The organism is Microcoleus sp. bin38.metabat.b11b12b14.051 (assembly GCF_013299165.1).
Lineage (GTDB): Bacteria > Cyanobacteriota > Cyanobacteriia > Cyanobacteriales > Microcoleaceae > Microcoleus.
This window is the reverse complement of record NZ_JAAFKD010000012.1, coordinates 96,547-113,066: the sequence shown is the minus strand read 5'-3', so window position 1 is coordinate 113,066 and position 16,520 is coordinate 96,547. Positions and strand designations below refer to the sequence as shown.

Genomic DNA, 16,520 nt, shown 5'->3' with positions numbered 1-16,520 from the left:
CTTCGCTGTCCCAGGTCAACTGTCAACTGTCAACTGTTTAAACCGAGCATTTGTTGATGGCCTTTGTTGCGAACCGCCCACAAAAATTAATTCTACCCGAAAGTCTTCGGTTTCGGCTGTTTCCAGCCAATTATCCGGGCGCTTTCGGGCAGAATTAAAATTTTGGTGATTCAGCGCGCCCTGGAGGACTTGAACCCCCGACATCAGGTTTTGGAGACCTGCGTTCTACCAACTGAACTAAGAGCGCACAGGTGAGGTTGCTGAAATTCGCTTAACCTCTAGATTCGTATTTTAACACAGTGTGATCGGAAATGGGAAACTTTTTTTTTTATTTTTTTAATTTCCCATTTTCTCTCTCACCAATAGGAGGCTGGGTGCATTCCTAGAGGGAGCGATCGAACCGCTGTTTGACGCGAGTTGCTTTGCCGACGCGATCGCGCAGGTAGTAAAGTTTGGCTCTACGGACTTTACCGCGACGCATGACTTGGACATTAGCGATGCGGGGCGAGTGAATCAAAAACACCCGTTCCACGCCGACGCCCTGAAACACGCGACGGACGGTGATTGTTTCATTAATCCCGCCGTTCCGCATGGCAATCACAGTGCCTTCGTAGGGTTGAACCCGTTCTTTCGCGCCCTCTTTAATTCTCACGCCGACGCGCACGGTGTCGCCAACGTAAATATCGGGGAGCACTTTGCTGAGTTCTACTTTGACTCTATTTATTTCTGCCGTTTCGAGCGAACGGATTATTTCTGCTGCGCCTTTCATAAAAATTTCCAAAACTCACAATCCCTTATCATATATCGAACTGCCAGTTTTATCTCAAAAAAATTCTATGTTAAATACTTCTGGGGTGGAATTTCTGCAACTGGGCGCGATCGCCACGCTAGCCTTGTATGTCGCCGCCAACTTGGGGGCTAACGATGTGGCGAACTCAATGGGGACATCGGTAGGCTCGAAGGCGCTGACGCTGCGACAAGCAATAATTGTTGCAGGGATACTGGAGTTTTCCGGTGCAGTGCTGTTCGGGGAAGGAGTTTCCGAAACTCTTGCAACAGGAGTTGTGAATGCAGAAGTGTTTGTGGCAAAACCGCAGGTATTTTTAATCGGGATGGTGTCAGTGTTAGCAGCTTGCGGCTTGTGGCTGCAAATTGCTACCAGTCGAGGTTTGCCGGTTTCGTCATCCCATGCGGTGGTAGGTGCGATCGCAGGTTTTAGCTGGGTAGCAGCCGGAATTCATGCGGTTGATTGGCCGATTATCGGCAGGATCTCGTTAACTTGGGTGGCGACACCTTTTGCTAGCGGTGCTTTAGCTGCACTATTTTACAGTGGGGTAAAGCATTGGATTCTCGATCGCCCAGATCCTCTATTTCAACTGCGCGAGTGGATACCTTGGCTGAGTGCGGCGCTGTTGACCGTATTTGGGATAATTGTTTTGCCGTCTGTTGTGGATGTGGGTTTGGTGCAGACAGGTGCGATCGACTTTTTGCGCGATACATTTGGCTGGAGTCTGCCAATTCACGATATTGTGATTGGCATTGGGAGTATTGGGGCGATCGGGCTTTCGTTCAATAGTTGGAAAAACTTAGCGAAGGAAGAAGGAAGAGGGAAGAGGGAAGAAGGAAGAGGGAAGAAGGAAGAGGGAATATTATCCCAATCTCGCCCTCCCTCTCACTCTGCTATCGAGCGACAGATGGCGAGATTTCAAGTCTTGAGTGCTTGTTTTGTAGCATTTGCACATGGTTCTAATGACGTAGGGAATGCGGTTGCGCCTTTAGCTGCGATCGCCTACATCCAGCGTACAGGTTCCTTTCCCCTAGAAGATTTCAGGGTTCCTTTGTGGATTTTAGTCCTTGGGGGCGCAGGAATCGTCATCGGTTTAGCCATCTGGGGCAAAACAGTGATCGCTACTGTCGGCGAAAATATCATCCAACTGCAACCCAGCGGCGGATTTTGCGCGGAATTAGCGACAGCTACCACAGTATTATTAGCATCTCGTTTAGGTTTGCCGGTTTCCACATCCCACGCTTTAGTCGGTGCAGTTGTGGGAGTCGGGCTGATTAAAGGTTGGAAATCGGTACGATGGCAAACTTTGCAGTCAATTGGTTCGGCTTGGCTGGTGACAATCCCGATCGCCGCCGGTTTGGGTGCTAGCATTTTCAGTATCGCCCAATGGATTTTAGTTAAATGAACGCAATAGGTTCGTAGTAAGGACTTCAGTCCTCTCTTTTTTGCGGACTAAAGTCCTCACTACGAGCGTTATTAGGTTTGTAGTAAGGACTTCAGTCCTCTCTTTTTTTGCGGACTAAAGTCCTCACTACGAGCGTTATTAGGTTTGTAGTAAGGACTTCAGTCCTCTCTTTTTTTGCGGACTAAAGTCCTCACTACGAGCGTTATTAGGTTTGTAGTAAGGACTTCAGTCCTCTCTTTTTTTGCGGACTAAAGTCCTCACTACGAGCGTTATTAGGTTTGTAGTAAGGACTTCAGTCCTCTCTTTTTTTGCGGACTAAAGTCCTCACTACGAGCGTTATTAGGTTTGTAGTAAGGACTTCAGTCCTCTCTTTTTTTGCGGACTAAAGTCCTCACTACGAGCGTTATTAGGTTTGTAGTAAGGACTTCAGTCCTCTCTTTTTTGCGGACTAAAGTCCTCACTACGAACCTAATCAATTATTTCGTTCTCTAAGCAAAGCTTTAGCTGTCTGGCTAGCACCTCAACATAGGGTTTTCTCAACATAGTCAGGTGATTTCCCGGAACTCGAATCACCTCTACTTGTTCCGTCGTTAAATCCTTCCAGCCCAGAGTCGGATCTTGATGATTCGCCTTCAGCTTTTCTCCCGATCGCAACAGAGTAATTCGGTGCGGATAAATTTTCGGTACATAGCTGAGAGTTGCTTGACTGTTAGCCTGAAATAAAGTAAACATCGAGGGAATTGCCAGCTCGCGCCAGTTGTTTTGGTTTGACTCCTGAGATAAAATGCTCACCATAACGGCCTGTTTCCAATTCCAGCATTGCCAAAACTTAGCTACAAAATTTAGCAAGTTATTTAACTTGGGAAACCGCGCAGCTATACCACTAAATTGGACATTTTCCGCAGCAGCAACCAACCGAAAATAATCGACGACAAAAGGCCAGATTGATCGCGAAACAGTAGTCAGAATAAACTTGCAACCGTCCCAAACAGAAGGTTTGTTAGCAGCAACCGGCGCTAAAGTATCCAGCACCGCCAGTAAAGCCACTTCTTCCCCGGCTGCGAGCAACTGTTGAGCCATTTCAAAAGCCACTAAACCCCCAAAAGACCAACCTCCTAAAAAATAAGGGCCTTGTGGTTGAACTGTACGCAAGGCTGCAATGTAGTCAGCCGCCATATCTTCAATGCGAGTTAGCGGAGCAGTTTCGCCGTCAATTCCCTTTGGTTGCAGTCCGTAAAATGGTTGATTTTCTCCTAACTGAAATGCTAGATCGCAATAAGGAAATACGACGCCAAAGATGGGATGGACGCAGAAGAAAGGCGGATTTTTACCGCGAGGTTTAATTGCTACTAAGGGCGACCATTCCCTAGGATTTGTTCCTGAATCGAGCGAATCTGCTAAACCTTCTATTGTAGGATTTAAGAACAAAGATGATAGCGGTAACTCGGAGTTAAATTGCTGGTTAATCTCCTTAATCAGGCGAATTGTTAGCAGGGAATCTCCACCCAAATCGAAGAAGTTGTCGCGAATTCCAACTGGCTCAGTGTTGAGGATTTCTGACCAAATTTTGGCGAGGGCTGATTCGGTTGGCGTGCGAGGTGCAATGCAGCTTTTATCTGTGGTATTGCTAGTGATATTATCCGCTGCTTTGAGGCGCAGGCGATCGATTTTGCCGTTGGGAGTTAGGGGCAGAAATGCGATCGCCACAAAGGCATGGGGAATCATGTATTCGGGCAGCTTTTGCTTGAGAAAATTACGCATTTCCAAGGGATTGAGCGCCCGATCGCGATCGGGGACGACATAAGCAACTAGGCGCTGGTTTCCCGATAAATCAGCTTCAGCCACCACGGCTGTTTCTTTGACTGCTGGATGCTCCACCAGCAGCGCTTCAATCTCTCCTAATTCTATGCGATAGCCGCGAATTTTTACCTGTGCGTCAGTGCGGCCTAAAAACTCAATATTGCGATCGGGTAAATAGCGAGCTAAGTCACCTGTTTTGTAAATTCGTTCTCCGGCTTTCTCGCTAAACGGATGAGGAATAAAGCGCTGAGCGGTTAATTCGGGGCGGTTGATGTAGCCTCGGGCTAAACCAGCACCGCCGATGTACAATTCACCGGGAATTCCGACGGGTACGGGCTGTAAATTTTCATCTAAAATATAGAGTTGCGTGTTGGCAATTGGGCGGCCGATTGGCGGTTTTTTGCAATCGCCAATTTCGGCAAAACTCGACCACACAGTCGCCTCTGTAGGGCCGTAAGCATTAAAAAACCTGCGCCCAGAAGCCCAGCGTTTCACCACATCCAAGGAACAGGATTCGCCAGCACAGATAATTGTTTGCAGTGCGGGAAGTTCGGCGTCTGGAAGCACAGCTAGCAGCGACGGCGGGAAGGTGGCGTGGGTAATAGCATTGTCCTGCAAAAATTGAATTAATGTTTGTCCGGGTAACAAAGATTCTTTGCGCGCGCAGTAAAGTGTGGCTCCGCTTCCCAAGGCCATGACAATCTCAAAAATCGAGGCATCAAAACTCAGGGATGCGAATTGCAAAACGCGGTGATTTGAGTTTAAGTTAAAAGCTGCTATTTGAGCTAAAGCTAAGTTGTAAAGTCCGCGATGTTCGATTAAAACGCCTTTGGGTTTTCCGGTTGAACCGGATGTGTAGATGACATAAGCCAGGTTTTCTGGTATGATATCTAAAGTTAAGTTGGCTGGGCTTTGTCGGGCGATATGTTCTCTGTCGGAGTCCACACAAACTACTGCACATTCCGGCGCAGTTAAGTTTTTTGCTAAGTGCTGTTGAGTTACTAAAATAGACACGCCAGCATCTGCTAACATGAAGTTAAGGCGCTCTTGAGGATAATTTAGATCTAAAGGCAGATACGCTGCGCCTGCTTTGATAATGCCTAAAATTGCGACGATCGCCTCTAAAGAACGTTCTACATAAATGCCGATTAAAACTTCTGGTTTGGCTCCCGATTGCTGCAAGTAGCCTGCGAGTTGGTTGGCTCGGCTGTTGAGTTGACGGTAGGTTAATTGCTGGTTTTCAAAGACGGCGGCGACAGCATCGGGATGGCGCGCGACTTGCTCTGCAAAAAGCTGGGGGAAACACTGGTTTTGCGGATAATCTCTGCGAGTGTCATTCCAATCAATTAATAATTGTTGGGATTCTGGCGCTGTCAGCAAAGCCAAGTCGTTAAGGCGCTGTTTGGGATTAGCAACAATCGCTGCGAGTAGCGTTTGAAAATGTCCCGCCATCCGCGAAATCGTGGCGCGATCGAATAAGTCGGTACTGTAGACAAATTGCCCGTGAATGCTTCCTGCATCTTCCCACAAGTTGCACTCTAAGTCGAGCTTGGCGCTTCCGCAGTCAAAGTCGAGCGCCCTAAAAGCAATTCCCGGCAATTCGAGCGCTGCTACAGGAGTGTTTTGCAGGCTGAAACTAATTTGAAACAGGGGATTGCGGCTCAATTCGCGATCGGGGTGCAATTCCTCCACCAGCTTCTCGAAGGGCAAATCTTGGTGGGCGTAGGCTGTCATCGCGACGTTTTTTACCCGCTGTAATAGTTCCTGAAACGTTGGGTTTCCCGATAAATCTGCGCGCAGCACTAAACTGTTGACAAAAAAACCGATTAATGCTTCGATTTCACTGCGATTGCGATTGGCGATCGGCGTTCCTATTGCAATATCAGCTTGTCCTGTATAGCGGTACAGCAAAGTTTGAAAAGCCGCGAGCAAGGTGATAAATAAAGTCGCACCTTCTTGCTGGCTCAGCGACTTTAGCGAGTTACTTAAAGCAGGCGATAGTGCGATCGACTCTTTGGCGCCGCGGTAGGAGGGAACCACAGGCCTTTGTCTGTCTGTCGGTAGATCGATCGCACTAATTGCGCTTAACTGCTGGCGCCAATAAGCTAACTGAGTTGCTAACACTTCGCCCTGCAAATATTGGTGCTGCCATTCTGCAAAGTCGGCGTACTGCAAGGGGAGTGCTGCGAGGGGCGATCGCCTGTTATTTACAAATGCGGTGTAGAGCGTTCCCAGCTCTCGAATTAGCACTCCCATCGACCAACCATCAGCCACAATATGATGCAAATTCAGCAACAAAATATGCTCTGTTTCACTTTGTTTTAATAGCGTTACTTTAAATAACGGCCCGGTGGCTAAATCAAAAGGGCGTTGTGCAGCATCAATTGCAAGTTGCAGCGCTGTGGTTTGCTGCTGGGTTGGCGAGAGATTTTGTAAGTCGATTGTGGGGAGAGATATCGCGAGCATCGGAGCAATAATTTGCACGATTTCGCCTTCCAACATTGCAAAAGTAGTACGCAAACTTTCGTGTCGTTGCACAATTTCGTTGAAGGTTTGCTCTAAGGCTCTTATGTTGAGGGAACCTGTTAAGTAAAGTGCGGTTGAAACATTGTAGAAAGGGTTGTCCGGTGCTAGTTGATTGAGGAACCACAGCCGCTGCTGAGCAAAGGATGCGGGGAAGACGAAAACTTCTGTTTCTTGCTGCATATTTCAATCAGGTTCAGATAATATCATATCCGATTGTTAGTCGCTAATCAAAAGGTTCGTAGTAAGGACTTTAGTCCTCTGTATAAAAAATAAAATCGCCATCAAAAGGTTCGTAGTGAGGACTTTAGTCCTCTGAAAAATGCGGACTAAAGTCCTCACTACGAACCTTTTTATTTACTTTTTTGATTCAAAGATGATAGCTTTCGCCGCCGACTATCCCGGGAAATCGGCACTAAAGCCGGAACTTCGCTTTTAGCATTCTTATCCTTTAAACTTTCCACAACTTCAGATAATTCTGCGATTGTCGGTGCTTCAAAAACGCTGCGTAAAGGTAACTCTATCCCGAAAGCATCTCGCACTCTCGAAACAAGCTGCGTCGCCAGCAGCGAATGGCCTCCCAATTCAAAGAAATTGTCGCGGATACTCACTCGCTTGATTCCCAAAACCTCAACCCAAATTTTGACTAACATTTGCTCGATCGCAGTCTGAGGCGCAAGATAACCGTCAGCCCATTCTAACTTAATCGGCTCTGGTGCGGGTAAAGCGAGGCGATCGACCTTTCCGTTAGCCGTCACCGGTAGCGACTCCAGTACCACAAAAGCCGACGGAATCATGTATTCCGGCAGTTTTTCTGCTAGATAAGCCTGCAACTGCGGCACTAATTTGCGCGCTGCTTTCGCTTGTAAGGGGTTGTTAGCATAAGAGCGCCACGGAAGCAACTTGTCGCCTGCGATCGATCGCACAAAATTTCGAGTTTCGCCTCGCGCCAACACTACATCGTAGCGCCCGTCACTGTCGGAATTAGACCAAGCAATACTAACATTATATGGAACTTCCAAGTCATGCCAAGCTTCGGGATCTATTCCTAAATCTCCAAGTTTTTCCAAAGCTTTCTGTAACTGAGCTGCTGTTTTAATTGTCTCAGGATTTGAAAGCAATTCGGCAGTTTTTACCGCAGCAGTTACCCGTGCATTAGGTACGTTGGCAATTGTCAAGCTATCCAGTTGATTCTCTAATAATATTTGTTGCACATTGCTAACAGTCAGATGCTGATTTGGCGCCGACCAATCTAGCCGTTGCGATGTCTCAATCTCTTGTTTATTAGGGGGGTTTGGTAGATTGTTTTCCGGTGCCAGATGCAGAATAGCATTGTACCGAAAATTAGTTAACTCATTGTGGTAACTGCCACGAATTAATTGAATTTCTACGCCGCCAATCTGCGGAAAGCGGTGCTGTAATGCACTAAAAAAATCTGGGTGAATGACTAACTCTGTTTCTTGAAACATTTGCATTTGTACTCGCTGCTGCAACTGTTCACCAGCCAGACTCGGTTCGGCTTGATACAGTTGTACTGAAGCGTGGAAAGCAGCCAGCAGCGGCAAACTCCGCACATCTCCGATGAAGATAAAGCCGCCGGGAGCAGTTGCTTGCACGGCACCTTCTAGCACTTGCATGAGATAGTCGATATTCGGGAAATACTGCACTACAGAGTTGAGAATTACTGCGTCAAAAGCTGCTGTTTCTATTCCGGTAAAGTCAGCAGCCATTTTCTGATGTAGCGTGACATTAGCTAACTCTTGATTTGCTAGGTGCTGTTGAATGTAGTTAATCGAAATTGGGGAAAAATCAGTGGCGCAATATTCAGTGCAGCGAGGTGCAATTTGAAACAGCATTAAGCCTGTGCCGCAGCCAATTTCTAAGACTCGCTGCGGCTCCAAAGCTAAAATTTGGGCGGCTTGATTGTTCGCCCATTCGCGCACCTGTTCCGCTGGGAGTGGCTGATTGGTATAACTGCTATTCCAGCCGACTATATTAAATGTTGGATCTGACTCGGCGGCAGGTTGATTGTAGGTTTCATTGTAGAGCATTTGCCACTGCGAAACTTGTTCGGCTTGCAATTCGATAATTTGGTCGGTTTCGCTGGCGCTGCTATATTCTGGATTCAGAGCGATATAAGCTAATAAACGTTTATTTTCTTGTCCGTCTTCCGCAGTTGTTACTACAGTTTGCTGTACCGCCGGATGTTGAGTCAATACTGTTTCTATTTCGCCTAATTCGATGCGGAAACCGCGAATTTTTACTTGTTCGTCAATCCGTCCTAAAAATTCTAGGTTGTAGTCGGATATGTACCGCACTAAGTCGCCGGTTTTGTAAATTCGCTCTCGTGAATTTCGCTGAAAAGGATTGGAAATAAAGCTGGCTGCGGTTAACTCCGGGCGGTTGAGGTAGCCGCGAGCGAGTCCGTTTCCACCGATGTACAATTCGCCGACAACGCCTGCGGGTACTGGTTGCAAATATTTGTCTAATATGTATGCTTGAGTGTTCGCGATCGGGCGGCCAATTGTCGGGGCGATGTCTCGCTCTGTGGCGGGAATATAACCGGAAGTTGCGACAACAGTATTTTCGGTGGGGCCGTAATTATTTACGAGCTTAAATGGATAAGATTTGATGGGATGTTGTTGCAGTTTTTCGCCGCCTGTCAGGAGGATTCGCAATGCTGTTGTTGGAGGCCAATCTAATCGCAAAATACGATCGGCTAACGGTGTCGGTACAAAGCTAATTGTAATTGATTTTGAGATTAACCAGTTTTGCAGTTTTTCAGGATCTCGCCGGATCTCATCTTCGGGAAAGTAGATGCTACATCCGGTGGCGAGATACGGCCAAATTTCCCAGCCGCAAGCATCAAAGGCGATCGCAGCAATTTGCGTAGCCCGATCGCCCGCTGACACCTCAAACTCTCTTTGATGCCAAAAAACCAGATTCAACAGGCTCCCGTGCTCAATTTCCACCGCTTTCGGCTTTCCCGTGGAGCCGGAGGTGTAAATCGCGTAAGCCAGATTTTCGGCTGTGGCTGCGCTAGTCGGATTGTCGGCGATTTCGCAAGAAATCGTCGCCCAGTCTGTGTCTAGAAAAACAACCCTTGGATGGTGAATTTTATCATCTGACTGTGTTTCTAAATCTTGCACTTCGCCATCATCCGCCAGGGAATAAATTCCCTGGCTCATAGCTGAAGTCGGCTGAAGCCGACTAGAAACTTCTCCTGTTTCAGTCGTCTTTAGACGACTTTCGCTGTTAGACAGGGGTTTCAACCCCTGGCGGGTAAGCAATACTGACACTTGAGCGTCTTTTATCGTCAAGTGCGATCGCGCCGCGGGATAGCTCGGATCTAAAATGAGATAAGCTCCCCCCGCTTTCAGGATACCCAACATCCCGACAATTAGCTCGATCGAGCGATCGCAGCCCAGCCCGACTAAAACTTCCGCCCCCACCCCAATTTTTTGCAAGTAACGTGCTAGTTGGTTGCTGCGGATATTTAGCTCTCCATAGGTAATTTGCTCGTTTCCAAATATTAGCGCCACTGCATCCGGCGTTTGCTTGGCGTGAAGCTCAAAAAGCTGGTGTACGCAAAAATATTGCGGATAATTAACGGCAGTTTTGTTGCACTCAAATAACAAACGATCGCGCTCTTGCTCGCTCATATATTGCAAGTAGGCGATGCGCTCTTCGGGATTTACCACAATACTTTCTAACAAGGTTTGAAAATGCCCAATCATTCTAGAAATTGTCGCTTCATCGAATAAATCGGCGCTGTAAATCATCATCCCGCTAATGCCTTCGGAAGTGTCAACCCAGAGCTTATTGCTCGGCGATTCGTTGCTTTCCGAGCTGTTGGGCGATCGCTCCCACAAATGCAATTCTAAGTCAAACCTGGCTGTTTGCACGTCTAACTGCTGCGGGCTGAAGGTTAATTCTGGCAATTCTAGCGGCTGTGCGGGCGCGTTTTGCAGCGCAAAGGCTACCTGAAATAAGGGATTTTGGTTCAGCGCGCGATCGGGGTGCAATTCTTCGACTAACTTCTCAAACGGCAAATCTTGGTGAGCGTAAGCTCCTAATGCGACTTCTTTGACTCGGTTTAAAAGTTCCACAAAAGTGGGATTTCCCGACAAATCTGTACGCAGCACTAAACTGTTGACAAAGAAACCGATTAATGCTTCGATTTCGCTGCGGTTGCGATTGGCGATCGGCGAACCGACAACAATATCCTCCTGCTGCGCGTAATGGTAAAGCAACGTTTGAAAAGCTGCCAGCATTGTCATAAACAGCGTCACTCCTTGGCGCTGGCTCAACATTTCCAAAGCCTCGCTGAGCGGTTTTGGCAGTTGCAAAAGCAGCCTTTTTCCTCGATAACTTTGAACTGCGGGGCGGGGCAGATCCGCAGGCAAATTTAACATCGAAATGCCGTTTAACTGCCGCCGCCAGTAAGCAAGCTGCGTTTCTAAAACTTCGCCTTGGAGCCATTCGCGCTGCCATTTTGCAAAATCAGCGTACTGCACCGACAACTCCGGTAAAGGCGAAGGTTTGCCGATCGCAAAGGCCGTATAAATTGCGCCTAATTCCTGAATTAGCACTCCGATCGACCAACCGTCGGAGACAATGTGGTGCATATTCAGCATCAGCAAATATTCGCCATCATCTAAATGCAATAATGTCACGCGCAGCAACAAATCTGTAGACAAATTAAAAGGGCGTTGAGCTTCCTTAGCCGTGAGCCGATTTGCTTCACTTTGGCGAGATTCCTCGGGCAAATTTCGCAAGTCAAATACATAAATCGGCAGGTGAAAAGCATCAGCTATTCTCTGCACGGGTTCGCCCGCCACCACCGCTAAAGTCGTCCGCAAAGCTTCGTGACGGCGCAATATTTCATTGAAGGTTTGTTGTAGCGCCGGAAAATTGAGCGATCCCGTCACGCGCAAGGCGGCGGGAACATTATAAAAAGGATTGTTCGGCACTAATTCGTCGAGAAACCACAACCGCTGCTGTGCAAAGGATAGCGGTAGATTTCCGTCGCGCGCAATAGGAACTATCGGTGCCAAAGTAAAATTAGAAGTACGATTAGCTGCTTGTAAAAATGAAATAATTTCGGCTTTTGTCTGAGAAATTTCGGCGCGCAATTCCGGCGTGATAATGCCTTCAGGAGCGTTGCAGCGCAGGCGCTCACCTTCCACAAAAATATTAATATCTAGACTGCGAAGGTAAGAGATAAATTCAACTATATTCAAAATTCCACCTCTTCTCTAGTATCTACGCTATGGTTGGTAGTCGTTTGATTTTTAGCAGCCCAGCGCACTGTTTCAATGTATTTTGCTAGACTCGCCACTGTCGGGGATTCAAACAAATTGCTGACAGGTAATTCGACTTGCAAAGCATCTCGGATGCGAGAAATTAACTGCGTTGCTAGCAGGGAATGCCCGCCTAATTCAAAGAAATTATCGTAGATACTAACTTGCTGTTTTCTCAAAACTTTAGCCCAAATTTTCGCCAGCGCCTCTTCGATATCATTCCGAGGTTCTACATAATTTACTGTTAGATCCTCGCTGGCTGTATCTATCTGAGGTAATAGCCGGCGGTCAACTTTACCGTTGGGGGTTAGCGGCATAGACTCCAACACTGTATAAGTTGCAGGTACCATATATCCTGGTAACTTTTGTTTCAATAATTGGCGCAAGTCAGTTGGTTTGAGATTGGGAATTTCTGAGTTTTGATTAATGTCGTCAAGAATAATGTAAGCTGCTAAATCTTTTTCGCCGGGGATGTCTTCTCTGACAATTACTGCGGCTTGGCTTACTTGTGGGTGTTGGCACAAAGCAGCTTCTATTTCGCCTAATTCGATGCGGTAGCCGCGAATTTTTACTTGGTTGTCAGCACGGCCTAAAAACTCGATATTGCCGTCAACCCAATAGCGGCATAAATCGCCTGTTTTGTAAAGGTATGAATCTGGTTTGTTGCTAAAACGATCGCGAATGAATGCAGCAGCAGTTAAATCTGGGCGGTTGAGGTAGCCTCGCGCCAGCCCGTCGCCACCGAGGTACAATTCGCCGGGAATGCCGATCGCCACTGGCTGCAATTCCCCATCCAGCAGATAAATTTGCGTATTGGCGATCGCCCGCCCTATCGCGAGTGATGTAGCGGTTTCCGGTACGTCTCGCACCGGATAATAAGCCGAAAATGTGGTATTCTCGGTAGGGCCGTAAACGTGAATTAGTTGAGTAGTTTGCAACTGTTTTAAAACTTTTTTCACGCATCTCACATCCGCAACTTCGCCGCCAAACAGCAAGCAGCGCAAAGAATTAAAAGCTTGGGGTAAAACTCTGGCAATTTGTTGAAACAAAGCTGTAGTTAAAAATAAAATGGTAATTTGTTGTTGCCGCAATTCCAATGCTAAATCGTGAGGCGAAAGCGTAATATTAGTGCTAATTATAGCGAGTTGAGCGCCGTTGAGCAAGGCTCCCCAAATCTCGAAGGTGGCTGCATCGAATGAAGCGTTTGATGCTTGGGCAATTTTGTCCGTAGGTTCTATGTTTATGTAGTTGGTGTTGAGTACCAGCCGATTTACTGCTTTGTGGGTGACAGCAACTCCCTTGGGTTTTCCGGTGGAGCCGGATGTGTAAATAACGTAAGCTAGGTTATCGGCTGTGACTGTGTTGGTGAGATTTTCTGTACTTTCTGTGGCGATTTGTTCCCAGTCGCGATCGCACTTAATAACCAAATGCGAGAAGTCTCGGAAATTTGCGCTCAATTTATCTTGAATTACCAAGACTTCGATTCCCGCATCTTCCAGCATCAAGTTTAGCCGATCGCGCGGATAGCTCGGATCTAACGGTAAATAAGCGCCTCCAGCCTTCAGTATACCCAGCATCCCGACAATTAGGTCGATCGATCTTTCGGCGCACAGCCCCACCAAAACCTCCGCCCCCACGCCCTGTTTTTGTAAATAGCGCGCCAATTGGTTGGCTTTAATGTTAAGTTCTTTGTAAGTTAAATGCTGGCTGTCGCAAGTTACCGCGACATCCTCCGAATGCTGCTCAACCCGCTCCTCAAATAACTGATGAATGCACTTATTTTGAGGATAATCTGTGCGAGTATCGTTCCATTCTCCTAATAATTGATTCACTTCATCCTCGCTCAATAAAGGTAAGTTGGCAATTCCTTGTTCCGGATTCGCCACAATGCTTTCCAGCAGGGTTTTAAAATGACTCAGCATTCGGGCGATCGTAATTTCATCAAATAAATCGGGATTGTAAATAAGCACGCCTCTAAGCCCTTCCGAATCTTGCCACTGTGCGCCGTACCTGCTGCGAAACTTATCCGCAGCTTCCCACAAATGCAGCTCCAAATCAAAGCGCGTGGTTTGAGTTTCCAAATAAAAAGAACTCAACTTTAATTCTGGCAATTCTAGCTCGTCCACAGGCGCATTTTGCAAACCGAATACTACCTGAAACAGCGGGTGTCGGTTGAGCGATCGCTCTGGGTGCAATTCCTCGACGAGTTTCTCAAAAGGCAAATCTTGATGAGCGTAAGCTCCCAGGGTGACTTCCCGCACCCGCCCCAAAAAATCTCGAAATGTCGGGTTTCCCGAGCAGTCTGTTCGCAGCACTAAAGTATTGACAAAAAAGCCGATTAATGCTTCTATTTCGCTGCGGTTGCGATTGGCGATCGGCGAACCGACAACAATATCAGCTTGTCCTGTATAGCGGTAAAGCAAAGTTTGAAATGCGGCGAGCAATGTCATAAATAAAGTAGCTCCCGCTCGCTGCGACATAGCTACAAGTCCATCTTGGAGCTTTTTAGGTAGTTCTAAATATTGAGTTTGTCCGCGATAACTTTGGCGAGCTGGTGCAGGGCGAGCGATCGGCAAATTCAACACCGAAATCCCGCGCAATTGCTGCCGCCAATAAGCTAGCTGAGTTTCTAATACTTCTCGTTGCAGCCATTGGCGCTGCCATTCGGCAAAGTCGGCATATTGCAGTGATAATTCTGGCAGGGGAGATGGTTGTCGGTTTATCAAAGCTGTATAAATAGCTTGTATTTCGCGAATTAGCACGCCGATCGACCAATCATCGGAGGCGATGTGGTGCATATTTAGCAACAGAACATGATCGCGCTCTGTCAGCCGCAAAATAGTGACTCGCATCAGCGGCCCGGTGGATAAATTGAAAGGGCGAAGAGATTCGGCGCAGGTGATTTTTTGGGCTTCTGTGTGCCGTTGTTCTGGCGGCAAATCTTGCAGTTCTAATATTTGTAAATTAATCGGAGAATCGGGAGAAATTATCTGCATTGGTTCGCCCGATACCGCTGCAAAAGTGGTTCGCAAAGTTTCGTGGCGCTGGACTATTTCGTTGAAGGTTTGCTCTAAGGCAGTTATGTTGAGGGAACCAGTTAAGCGCAGTGCTGTTACTACATTGTAGAAAGGATTTTCCGGTGCGAATTGGTCGAGAAACCACAGGCGCTGTTGTGCAAATGATGCCGGAAAGACAAACACTTCGGCTCGCTCAGAAATATTCAGGTTTGGGCGATAGCCTGTAAAGGAATTGTCATAATTTTCGGAAACCATATCTGTTGCTCTCGGGGGATGGGATGTGTTAGTTTCTCGATCGCGCGGGGTGGCTTCTTGAGGGTGCGATCGCCTCTTAAAACTTTGGCGAGCAAAAGAGCACAACTTTTAACATCGTGACATGACTCCGACTGTCAGGGTACGGAGCTTCTTTGAATCACTTCAAAGATTTCCTAGTTGTTCCCTTACGGGTTTTCGACTTTGACCTAGACTGAGAGATTTCAGTCCCCGGCAAACCGTCTGCATAGGCGTTTTGGATTCCGACGTGTCCCGCCGTACTAATTGATTCTATTCCTCTATTTCTGATTACTTGACCACTAGCCACATCTCTATCGGCAATGAATCCACATTCTTGACAATGATGTACTCTCACACTCAAGTCTTTTTTAACTGTTGCGCCACACTCAGGACACTCTTGAGAAGTCCCCCTGGCGTTAACTTCCCCAAAGAACTTACCACGCTTCCAACACAGGTACTTGGTGATAGCTCGGAATTGCCCAAAACCAGCGTCAAGCATCTGTTTGCCAAGCATCCCTTTAGCCAGAATTCGGTAATCCAAGTCTTCCATGAAGACCATATCACCAGCGTCGCAAAGGGCGTGAGCTTGCTTGAAGTGAAAATCCTTACGGGTATTATCAATCGTGTGGTGGATTCTAGCGACTTTAATCCGTTGTTTCTCGTAATTTTTAGAACGCTTCTTTTTTCTATCAAGTCTGCGTTGCAGCAATTTCAGCTTGCTTTGCATCACTCTCAAGAACTTCGGCGATTTTACAATAACACCGTCGCTAGTTGCCAAAAACTTGGAAATTCCAACGTCTACCCCAATTGGATGACCATGAGGCATAGGATTGGGAACACTAACATCGCATTGGATATTGACGTTAGCGTACCAAATATTAGCTTTGTTAATTATCCGAACCTGCTTAACCACAAACCCACCTGGTATCGGGCGATGCAGCTTAATTGGAATCAGCCCCAACTTAGGCAAGGCAATATGCACTCCCTGCACTGGATTCTGTTTAAATTGGGGAAACAACAAAGACTTGAATTGTCCAAACTTTTTGAATCTGGGAAATCCATGTCCAACTTTTTGAAACCCATCCCAAGCTCGGTGCATTTGTTTAATAGCCTGCTGCAAAACTTGGCTTGGTACTTCGCCCAACCGGGGAAATACCTTTTTAGCGCTTGGCAAAGCATTAAGTTGATTCACTTCGCTAGGAAAAGGACTGTCGGCAGCCATGATGTACTCATGACTGATAGAGCATCTGTCAACCATGCACTTCCGGCTATTGCACCAATCCTTAATTTCGCGCAGCCCATAGTTATAGGCGACGCGACAAACATCCATCCACTCTTTGAGCGACTGCTCTTGAGTGATGCTGGGATAGATTCGATAGCGGTAATTCATGGTTAGCATTTCACTACCTTGA

Annotated in this window: 7 protein-coding genes and 1 tRNA gene; 1 reads left to right on the top strand and 7 read right to left on the bottom strand. The window is 47.1% G+C overall.

Annotated elements, in window-relative coordinates; translation table 11 throughout:
- Positions 1–15: 15 nt before the first annotated feature.
- From QZW47_RS14775 to rplS, 3 genes are all read right to left on the bottom strand, one after another.
- Complete coding sequence (locus QZW47_RS14775) at positions 16–204, bottom strand: hypothetical protein (RefSeq protein WP_293128198.1); 189 nt, start codon at positions 202–204, stop codon at positions 16–18.
- A tRNA-Trp gene (locus tag QZW47_RS14770) sits at positions 175–247 on the bottom strand. Before QZW47_RS14770 ends, QZW47_RS14775 begins: the two co-directional genes overlap by 30 nt.
- A gap of 135 nt (positions 248–382) precedes the next feature.
- Entirely contained in the window at positions 383–769 is a 387-nt protein-coding gene (rplS, locus tag QZW47_RS14765) for a 50S ribosomal protein L19 (protein WP_293128197.1), read from the bottom strand.
- Between the two features lie 67 nt (positions 770–836).
- Here rplS and QZW47_RS14760 point away from each other — a divergent pair, with 67 nt between their 5' ends.
- Complete coding sequence (locus QZW47_RS14760; RefSeq protein ID WP_293128196.1) at positions 837–2,192, top strand: inorganic phosphate transporter; 1,356 nt, start codon at positions 837–839, stop codon at positions 2,190–2,192.
- 468 nt (positions 2,193–2,660) lie between these two features.
- Here QZW47_RS14760 and QZW47_RS14755 read toward each other — a convergent pair whose 3' ends face one another.
- The 4 genes from QZW47_RS14755 to QZW47_RS14740 form a co-directional block, all read right to left on the bottom strand.
- On the bottom strand, positions 2,661–6,698 hold the full coding sequence (locus tag QZW47_RS14755) for a non-ribosomal peptide synthetase (RefSeq protein ID WP_293128195.1): 4,038 nt from the start codon (positions 6,696–6,698) through the stop codon (positions 2,661–2,663).
- 170 nt (positions 6,699–6,868) lie between these two features.
- Positions 6,869–11,758, bottom strand: a complete 4,890-nt coding sequence (locus QZW47_RS14750; protein WP_293128194.1) for a non-ribosomal peptide synthetase — start codon at positions 11,756–11,758, stop codon at positions 6,869–6,871.
- Complete coding sequence (locus QZW47_RS14745) at positions 11,755–15,195, bottom strand: amino acid adenylation domain-containing protein (protein WP_293128193.1); 3,441 nt, start codon at positions 15,193–15,195, stop codon at positions 11,755–11,757. Before QZW47_RS14745 ends, QZW47_RS14750 begins: the two co-directional genes overlap by 4 nt.
- Positions 15,196–15,247: 52 nt before the next feature.
- A complete protein-coding gene (locus QZW47_RS14740; protein WP_293128192.1) occupies positions 15,248–16,507 on the bottom strand; it encodes a transposase in 1,260 nt (419 codons plus the stop codon).
- Positions 16,508–16,520 lie beyond the last annotated feature (13 nt).